Source organism: Streptomyces sp. NPDC059455 (assembly GCF_042750115.1).
Lineage (GTDB): Bacteria > Actinomycetota > Actinomycetes > Streptomycetales > Streptomycetaceae > Streptomyces > Streptomyces endocoffeicus.
Genome location: NZ_JBHYVB010000163.1, coordinates 2,023 through 11,405, shown reverse-complemented (window position 1 = coordinate 11,405; position 9,383 = coordinate 2,023). Strand labels below are relative to the sequence as shown.

Sequence of the window (9,383 nt, the reverse complement as noted above, 5' to 3'; positions counted from 1 at the left end):
GCGCGCGCCCCCGCGCGTGGCGGGGCCCCCGGGGGGGGGGGGGGCGTCCACCCCCACACGCGCGGGTGCGCGGGGCGGGGGGCCCCGCGGGCGGGGGGGCCGCCCCCCGGCCCCCCACCGGCGGGCGGGGCACACCGCGCAGGCCACGAGCCCGCGAGGCCGCCACCCGGTCGCGGGCCCGCCGGGACGGCGAAGCGGCGGGTCAGGCCTCGATGACGCGGCCTTCGGAGACCGCGAGGCGGCGGGTGGTGTGGACCGCGTCGAGCATGCGGCGGTCGTGGGTGACCAGGAGCAGGGTGCCGGTGTAGGAGGCCAGTGCCGACTCGAGTTGCTCGATGGCCGCCAGGTCCAGGTGGTTGGTGGGCTCGTCGAGAACCAGCAGGTTGACCCCGCGCGCCTGGAGGAGCGCCAGCGCCGAACGGGTCCGCTCCCCGGGGGACAGCGTGGCGGCGGACCGCACCACATGGTCGGCCTTGAGGCCGAACTTGGCCAGGAGCGTCCGTACGTCCGCGGGCACCAGCTCCGGCACCGCGGCGCCGAAGGCCTCCAGCAGCGACTCGCGACCGAAGAAGAGCGCGCGTGCCTGGTCGACCTCGCCGACCACCACACCGGGGCCGAGCGCCGCCGCACCCGCGTCCAGTGGGAGGCGGCCGAGGAGGGCGGCGAGCAGGGTGGACTTGCCGGAGCCGTTCACCCCGGTGACCGCGACCCGGTCGGCCCAGTCGATCTGGAGGTCGACCGGGCCGAAGTGGAAGTCGCCGCGCCGTACCTCGGCGCCGCGCAGGGTCGCCACGACCGCACCCGCGCGCGGCGCCGCGGCGATCTCCATCCGCAGCTCCCACTCCTTGCGCGGCTCCTCGACCACGTCCAGCCGCTCGATCAGCCGGTCGGTCTGGCGCGCCTTGGCGGCCTGCTTCTCGGTGGCCTCGACCCGGGCGTTGCGCCCGATCTTGTCGCCGTCGGTGGCCTTGCGGCGGGCGTTCTTGACGCCCTTCTCCATCCAGGCGCGCTGGGTGCGGCCCCGGGCCTCCAGGGTGGCGCGGGTGTCCGCGTACTCCTCGTAGCGTTCGCGGGCGTGGCGGCGGGCCGTCTCCCGCTCCTCCAGATAGGCCTCGTAGCCGCCGCCGTAGAGGTTGACCCGCTGCTGGGCGAGGTCGAGTTCGAGCACCTTGTCGACCGTGCGGGCGAGGAATTCACGGTCGTGGCTGACGAGCACCGTACCGGCGCGCAGCCCGCGCACGAAGATCTCGAGGCGCTGGAGTCCGTCCAGGTCGAGGTCGTTGGTCGGCTCGTCGAGCAGGAAGACGTCGTACCGGGAGAGGAGGAGCGAGGCGAGCCCGGCGCGCGCCGCCTGTCCCCCCGAGAGGCCGGTCATGGGGCGGTCCAGGGAGACGTCGAGCCCGAGCGAAGCGGCGACTTCGCCGGCCCGCTCGTCGAGGTCGGCGGCGCCCAGGGAGAGCCAGCGCTCCAGGGCGGTGGCATATGCGTCGTCCGCGCCCGGCGCTGCGTCCACGAGTGCCTGGGTGGCGGCGTCGAGCTCGGCCTGCGCCGCCGCGACCCCGGTACGGCGGGCCAGGAAGCCCCGTACGGTCTCCCCCGGCCGCCGCTCGGGCTCCTGCGGGAGGTGGCCCACCGTGGCGTGCGGCGGACTGAGGCGTACGGCCCCCTGCTCGGGATCGGTGAGGCCGGCGAGCAGGCGCAGCAGGGTGGACTTGCCCGCACCGTTGACGCCGACGAGCCCGATGACTTCGCCGGGGGCGACGACGAGGTCGAGCCCGGCGAAGAGGGTGCGGTCGCCGTGCGCGGCGGCGAGGTCCTTGGCGACGAGAGTGGCAGTCATCAGAGGGCCGATCCTAGTCGCCGCCGACGGCCGCCTGCCGCGGGATTCCCGGGGCCTGGGCCGGTGCGGCCCCACCGCGCGGCATGGGCCGCGGTCGTGGCCCCGCCCTGGTCTCCTACCCGGGCTCCGCCCCGAACCCCCGCTCCTCAACCGGCCGGAAGGGCGGACGCGTTTCCAGCGTTTTTCCAGCGTCCGAGGCCGGAGCAGAAGAGCATGCCCGGGGCAGGGGAACCGGGCCCGAGGCGAGCCCTATCGGCGCGCCACCGGCGTCACCAGAACCACGTCGCTGGTGCGGGCCACCACGAACGACTGGCCCCGCACCGCCCTCGCCGCCAGGGGAATCCGATGGATCCCCGGCTCCACCGAGGCGTCGAAGAGCTCGTGCGCATGGGTGCGGGAGAGCCGATCGAGCCGGTGGGCGACCAGCCTCACCCGGCACTCGGAGGCCACCTCCACCACCGCCTCGCCACCGTCCGCCGTGAGGCCGACGAGGCGGCGGTCGCGGGGGGTGCGTTCCAGGGCCTGTTCGACCTGGGCGACGAGCACGGGGACGATCGGGGCGAGCGCGGTGACCAGGACGGCCTGGGAACGCGCGGCCGCGAAGGCGTCCCGTACGGCGTCGCGCTCCTCCTGGCCGACCGTCCGGCCGAAGACCACCGCTCGGTACTTCCGCAGTTCCTCGGCGAGCGCCCCCACCGCGTCAAGAGTGATCTCGGCGCCGATGCCGATACGCCGCAGCGCCGCGGCGAGTTTGGCGAGAACGGCCGCGCGCTGCCCGATCAGCAATACCCGGGGGCCGGTCGGAACCTCGTGCGCGCTGTCGGTGAGCAGCAGCCGCTCCAGGGCGGCGCGGTACTGCTCACCGCGGAAGCGGTACGGGCCGATGCCGTGGTAACCGTTGAGGTCGAGGTCGGGGCTCTCGTCCGTCTGCCAGACGAAATCCCGCCAGACGAAGTCCGCCCCGTCGCGCTCGATCACCGCGGTGACGGCGCCGCACTCCAGCCCCTCGCACTCCGGGCAGCCGTAGATGACGAACCGGCCGCCCTCCAACGGCGCGTCGGTCTCCAACAGCAGCCCGCGGACCTGCTCGGTGAAGACGGACGGGCCGAGGCCGGAGGCGAGCGGCGAGACCGCGTCGAGATAGGCGAGGCGTCGCAGCAGCGGTCGGCCGTCCACCACGAAGTCCAGGAAATCGCGGTGTATGTGGTACGCGCCATTGGCCAGGACACCGCCGGCGCGCACCGCCGGCGTCAGCCCGAAGGTCACGTACGTGGGGTTCATGCCCCAAGTATTCCCGCTTTGCGACACCATGGCCGCGACTCGCCCTGCGCACACCGGTACAAGGGATGAATCCGGAGCGCGGGGACGGACGGGCCGGTGCCGTGGAGGGCCGACGGGCCCGCCACCCCGGGGATAGCCTCCGCACATGACATGGGATGCGATCGTCGTCGGCGCTGGGGTCATCGGCCTGACCAGCGCCATCGTGCTGGCCGAGGGCGGCCTGCGGGTAGCGGTGTGGACCCGTGACCCGGTCGGGCGCACCACGTCGGCCGTGGCCGGAGGGCTGTGGTGGCCGTACCGCATCGAGCCGGAGGATCAGGTGACGACCTGGTCCGTACGGACGCTGCACACCCTGACCGCGCTGGCCCGTCGTCCCGCGGAGACCGGCGTCCGCCGGGTCGAGGGGGTTCAGGCGGGCATCGGCACCGGGGACCTGGGGCCGTGGGCGACGGCGGTGCCGGGGCTGCGGCAGGGGCGCCCCGACGAGCTGCCGGACGGCTTCGCGGTGGGCCTGCGGGCCCGCGTCCCGCTGGTCGACATGCCGACCTACCTCGACTATCTGCGGTGGCGCCTCACGGCCGCGGGCGGAAGGGTCGAGGAGCGGGCCGTGACCTCACTCGCCGAGGCCGGCCGGGCCGCTCCGCTCGTCGTCAACTGCACGGGCCTGGGGGCGCGGGAGCTGGTGCCCGACGCCGACGTGCACCCGGTGCAGGGGCAGCTCGTGGTCGTGGAGAACCCGGGCGTGGAGGAGTGGCTGGTGGCCGCGGACCCCCACTCGCCGGACACGCTGTACGCACTGCCGCAGCCTTACGGCCTGGTGCTCGGCGGCACCGCACGGGAGAACGCCTGGAGCCTGGAGCCCGATCCCGCGACGGCGGAGGCGATCGTGGCGCGCTGCGCCCGCGTCCACCCCCGGGTGGCCCACGCCCGCGTGCTGGCCCACCGAGTGGGGCTGCGGCCGACGCGGTCGCGGGTGCGGCTGGAGAGGGAAGAGCTGCCGGGCGGCGGGGCCTGCGTCCACAACTACGGCCACGGCGGCGCGGGCGTCACGGTCGCCTGGGGCTGCGCCGAGGAGGCATTCCGGCTGCTGGTAGGGCGGTGAACGAGCGGAGGGCCGGTCCGACCGAATCGGCCCGGCCCTCCCGAGGCACTACTTCTTCTTGGCCTCGACAGCGTCGTCACGGAGCGCGCCGTCGCCGTTCCGCACCGGGCCGATACGGATCTCGAACTCGCCGTCGTACATCTCGTGACCCGCGATGACCGCCATCTCGACGGCCTCCTCGCCCCTCTCGCCCCGCACGATCAGCGGATCGCGGCGCAGATCCTTCATCAGCGCCCAGCACAGCCCCACCATCACCAGGGTGAAGGGCGCCGCCACCAGGATCGTCAGGTTCTGCAACCCGGTGAGGGCGTCGTCCTCACCACCGCCGATCAGCAGCATGACGGCCGCCACCGCGCCGGTGACCACGCCCCAGAAGACGACGACGAAGCGGGTCGGCTCGAAGGTGCCCTTCTGCGAGAGCGTGCCCATCACGATGGACGCCGCGTCGGCGCCGGAGACGAAGAAGATGCCGACGAGGATCATGACCAGGACGCTCATGACAGTGGCGATCGGGTACTCGTGCAGGACCGCGAACAACCGGCCTTCGGGGGTGGAGTCGTCGCCGAGTCGGCCCATGTCCTGCAGCTTCATCGCCGAGCTGCCGAAGATGGCGAACCAGATCAGGCTGACCGTGCTCGGCACCAGGATGACGCCGCCCACGAACTGCCGGATGGTGCGTCCCCGGCTGATCCGGGCGATGAACATGCCGACGAACGGGGTCCAGGAGATCCACCAGGCCCAGTAGAAGACGGTCCAGTCGCCCAGCCACGACGCGACCGATTTGCCGCCGGTCGCCTCGGTGCGGCCGGCCAGCTGGGCCAGGTCGCCGACGTAGGAGGCCATGGAGGTCGGAACCATGTCGAGGATGACGATGGTCGGCCCCGCCACGAAGACGAAGACCGCGAGGAAGAGCGCCAGCACCATATTGATGTTGGACAGCCACTGGATGCCCTTGGCGACACCGGAGACGGCGGACGCGATGAAGGCGACCGTCAGGATCGCGATGACGGCGACCAGCAGCCCGGTGCCCACGTCGTTCTTCCAGCCCAGCACCTCGATACCGCTGCCGATCTGCAGCGCGCCGAGTCCGAGCGAGGCGGCGGAGCCGAAGAGCGTGGCGAAGATGGCCAGGATGTCGATGACCCGACCGCCCCAGCCGTTGGCGTTCTTGGAGCCCATGAGGGGCGTGAAGACCGCGCTGATGGTCTGCCGACGGCCGCGGCGGAAGGTGCTGTACGCGATGGCCAGGCCGACGACCGCGTAGATGGCCCAGGGGTGCAGCGTCCAGTGGAAGAGCGTGGTGGACATCGCGGTCTGCATCTTCTCGGCCGAGCTGCCGGGGTCGGTCCCGGGCGGCGGGGTCATGAAGTGCGACAGCGGCTCGCTCACGCCGTAGAACATCAAACCGATGCCCATGCCCGCGCTGAACATCATCGCGACCCATGAGACGGTGCGGAATTCGGGTTCCTCGCCCTCGTTTCCGAGGGTGATCTTGCCGTAGCGGCTCATGGCCAGCCAGAGGGCGAAGATCACGAATCCCGACGCGGTCAGGACGAAGGCCCATCCGCCGTTGTGGATCAGCCCGGAGAGCATGCTGTTGGAAACGCTCTCCAGGGTGTCGGTGGCCACGGCCCCCCAGACGACGAAGGCCAGCGTGAGCGCGGCGGAGACGCCGAAGACCACGCGGTCCGTCCGGGGGGTGCGATCCGGCCCGGCGGAGTCGGAGCCGGGAGGATCCGCGGTCACCGGAGGATCGCCGCCGACGTCCCCCGTGGTTGTACCTGTCTGCGGCACGCAAGAGCCCTTTCACTGGAGGTTTATCTGACGGACTTTCGGCTACCCAGGACTCTGAGATGCATGCCAACCGGCCATGGGGGCCGGTGCTTTCGTGTGCCGTCAATGCGTCACGTCAGCATGCGTCCACCGGCTGCCCCTCGGTGAGGTGGTACGCGGCGCGGCCGTCCAGCAGCAGCGGCACCAGCGCGCGGGCCGACTGGCGCAGCGGTACGAAGGCGCTTCCGTCGCGCTTGACGGGCCGCGCCGTCACCCCGTGCAGGGCCAGCTCGTCCCGCACCTCACCATACTGTTCGGCGTCCAGCCAGTAGCCGCACGGCGGATCCTGGAGGACCGTGTCCTCCTCCGGCGGTTCGTTGTCGGCGCCGCCGAGGTAGACCGGGCCCCGGTCCGCGTAACCGGCCAGCCGCGCCGCCGTCGTGGCCGCCTCGATCCGGGCGCGCCGCCGGCTGATGAAGTCGAAGGTGCCGTTCAGGGCCGCCAGGTGGGAGCCCACCCGGCGGCGGTTGTTGAGGGCGGGGTCGGCCTTCTCGGCGTCGGTGAGCGGGTCGACCCGGGTCTCGACCAGCAGCCCGACGGCAGTCTTGACGCCCGCGGTGTTGCGCAGGATCCGCTCCTGGCCGTCGCCCGCCACCTGCTTGACCGGCTCGCCGGTCTCGGGGTCGGTCCAGATGCCGTAGACGCCGGTGGTGTGGCCCGCGGCCTCGACGCCGGGGCGCACATAGGCGTCCGACAGGGTCCGCGCCTCGCGGTGCACCGGGCCCTCGGTGTTGAGGTTGCGCGGCCACAGCGCCAGCAGGTCCTTCACGTAGTACGGAACGGTCGCCCCGTACTCGTGCAGGTCGTGGACGGTGTCCGGGCGCCAGTCGCGGATGACGCCCGCCATCGCGCGGGACTCGGCGGTGGAGAGCGCGATGTGGTCGCGGTTGATGTCCACGCCGTCGGAGTTGCCGCGGGTGTCGGCGGCGCGGCCGTCGGGGTTGGCGGTCGGGACGACGAGCACCTGGGTGCGCTCCAGGAAGCGCCGCGTCCGGTCGTCCTTGGCGTAGGCGAGGTCGCGGATGGTGGTCAGACACGCCTCGCGGCCGGAGGGCTCGTCGCCGTGCTGGGAGCAGATCAGCAGCAGGACGTTGCCGCGCGCCGCCCGGGCCGGATCGGCGGACGCGGCCGGGGCGCCGATCCGCACCAGCCGCAGCGGCCGCCCCTGCGCGGTGGCGCCGATGCGGTCGACGGCGACGCGCGGGGCGGCCTTGTCGACGGCCGTGAGGAAGTCCGCCTCCTCGGCCTGGGTGGTCCACCGTGCGCCATGGCTGGTCTCGAACCCCGTACGCGGCGGGCGCTGTTCGGCCCGCGCGGGCGCGCTGAGGAACGACCCGGTCAGCAGCGCACCGATCGCGCCGCAAGCGGCGCTGCGGATGAGGGGTGACCGCGAGAACACGAAGGACCTCCTGAGGTGAGGGGATGGGGGCGATATCGGTGCCGGCGTCCTGCCGGGCCCGACGCCGGTGGGCCCCCGCGCCGCGGCGGGGACCCACCGGCGCGGGTCAGTCGTGGGTGGACATGAACGGGAGCGGGAGCGGGGTCCGGTGGTGCGGGGCCCGTACGCCCTTCAGCGGCGGTGTGGCCGCCGTACGCGAGGGGGCGGCCGCGGCCTTCGGGGCGCCGCCGACCAGGGGCAGCCGGGCCGAGGTGCGGGGCAGGTCCAGGGTCAGCCGCGGGGTGGTGGACGGCGGTTCGATGAGGCCCGCGTCGGTACCGGCGATGATCAGACCGAGGCGGTGGCCGGCCGGGACGACATGGTCGGTCGCCGCGAGGTCGAGGGTGATGGTGTACGCCTTGCCGGGGGTCAGCGGGCGGCCCTTGCCGTCGTCCGCGGAGTGACCGAGGTCGGCCCAGCCCCGGCTGAAGACCGTGTAGTCCACGTCCTCCTTGTCGGCGGCGGTCTCCTTGAAGCAGGCGCTGTCGCCCTCCGTGCTGCTGCCCCAGCAGGTGCGCCGGTCGAGGGTGGTGATCCCCTCGCCCGCCGCCGTGTAGTCGCGGATGGTGGCCGGGCCGAGGTCGACCAGGACCGCGGAGAGATGGGCGCTGGTGGTGGAGGGCGTGGCGGTGACGGTGACCGTGCCGGAGCCGGACAGCCTCAGGTCCTTCGTGAGCGGACCGGTGGTGAAACCCGCCTTGCCGGGCGTCGAGGTGTCGATCGCCGCGGACCAGTCGGCCTCGCTCAGCGCGGGGTCGTCGGTGAAGGTCTCGGTGGCGCCGGGCTCGGCTTGCTCCGTGCCGAGCACGCCCACTCCCGCCGTGGCGCCGCCGCGCGGGCGCAGGGTGGTCTGCCGGGTGCCGGAGGGGGGCCAGACGAGGTCGGTGGACCACTGGTCGGGGGCGCGCTCGACATCGGCCATCGGCTCGCGCTCGATGCCGTTGTCGACGCCGAGGAGGTAGTGGTCGAACCAGCGGTGCAGGGTGCGCACCCACTCCCCGCGCCGGTAGTCGAACGGGTCGACATGCCCGGTCTGCGAGAGCCAGATCTTGCGCTCGACGCCCGCGTCGGCGAGGGCGTTCCACCACTGTCCGAGGTGCTTGGTGCGGACGTTGAGGTCCTGCGCCCCGTGGACGGCGAAGACGCTGGCCCGCACCTTGTCCGCGTCCGGTACGTAGGTGCGGTCGGTCCACAGCTCGGTCCAGTCGCCGTTGCGCGGGGCGCCCTCGACGAGACGTTTCTGTACGGCGGCGCAGCGGGCGTGGGCGTCATCGCTCTCGACGGCGTCCGAGAGCCCGTCGGGGCCGGAGTCGAAGAGCGCGGCGCCCTTGGCGAAGTAGTAGTCGTACCAGGAGGAGATGGCGCCGATGGGCACGACGGTCTTGAGCCCCTTGACGCCGGTGGCGGCGACCCCGTTGGCGATGGTGCCGTCATAGCTCTTGCCGATCATGCCGGTGGCGCCGTTGGTCCAGCTCGCCATGACCGTCTGCCCGCCGGTGCGGGTGCGGTACGCGGTCGCGCGGCCGTTCAGCCAGTCGACCACGGCCTTGGCGAAGAGGATGTCGGAGCGGCCGCCGACGTCCACACAGCCGTCGGAGCGGTTGGTTCCGGCGAGGTCGACCAGGACGGTGGCGTAGCCGCGCGGTACGAAGTAGTTGTCGTAGAAGAGCGGGAACCGGACCGGATTCCCGGCCGCGTCATAGGTCTTGGTCTGGCTCTCGTTGCCGCGGCCGCAGCAGGAGTAGTACGGGCTGGCGTCCATGATGACGGGGACGCGGCGGCCCTGAGCGGCGGGTTCGCGCGGCCGCACGATGTGCTCGGGGGCCCCCGGGGGGGGGGGCGGGCGCGCGGCCTCGGGGCTGTGTGGTGACACCCCAGGGTGGTCGGGG

Annotated in this window: 6 protein-coding genes; 1 reads left to right on the top strand and 5 read right to left on the bottom strand. The window is 73.0% G+C overall.

Annotated features, from left to right (window positions below; genetic code table 11):
* Positions 1 to 202: 202 nt before the first annotated feature.
* Together ACFXB5_RS39470 and ACFXB5_RS39465 are read right to left on the bottom strand one after the other, a co-directional pair.
* Positions 203 to 1,840 (bottom strand): ABC-F family ATP-binding cassette domain-containing protein, encoded by a 1,638-nt coding sequence (locus ACFXB5_RS39470; RefSeq protein WP_385217745.1) that lies wholly within the window; start codon positions 1,838 to 1,840, stop codon positions 203 to 205.
* 249 nt (positions 1,841 to 2,089) lie between these two features.
* Positions 2,090 to 3,121, bottom strand: a complete 1,032-nt coding sequence (locus tag ACFXB5_RS39465) for an oxidoreductase (RefSeq protein WP_385217743.1) — start codon at positions 3,119 to 3,121, stop codon at positions 2,090 to 2,092.
* 145 nt (positions 3,122 to 3,266) lie between these two features.
* Between ACFXB5_RS39465 and ACFXB5_RS39460 the strand changes: the two genes are divergently transcribed.
* Positions 3,267 to 4,223: an FAD-dependent oxidoreductase gene (locus ACFXB5_RS39460; protein ID WP_385217741.1), complete on the top strand. Its 957-nt coding sequence runs from the start codon at positions 3,267 to 3,269 to the stop codon at positions 4,221 to 4,223.
* Positions 4,224 to 4,271: 48 nt separating this feature from the next.
* Here ACFXB5_RS39460 and ACFXB5_RS39455 read toward each other — a convergent pair whose 3' ends face one another.
* From ACFXB5_RS39455 to ACFXB5_RS39445, 3 genes are all read right to left on the bottom strand, one after another.
* Positions 4,272 to 5,969 carry a BCCT family transporter gene (locus ACFXB5_RS39455; RefSeq protein WP_385217739.1) on the bottom strand — a complete coding sequence of 566 codons (1,698 nt, stop codon included), beginning with the start codon at positions 5,967 to 5,969 and terminating at the stop codon, positions 4,272 to 4,274.
* 163 nt (positions 5,970 to 6,132) lie between these two features.
* Positions 6,133 to 7,455, bottom strand: a complete 1,323-nt coding sequence (locus ACFXB5_RS39450) for a M14 family metallocarboxypeptidase (protein ID WP_385217736.1) — start codon at positions 7,453 to 7,455, stop codon at positions 6,133 to 6,135.
* Between the two features lie 106 nt (positions 7,456 to 7,561).
* Entirely contained in the window at positions 7,562 to 9,367 is a 1,806-nt protein-coding gene (locus ACFXB5_RS39445) for a Xaa-Pro dipeptidyl-peptidase (RefSeq protein ID WP_385217779.1), read from the bottom strand.
* Positions 9,368 to 9,383 lie beyond the last annotated feature (16 nt).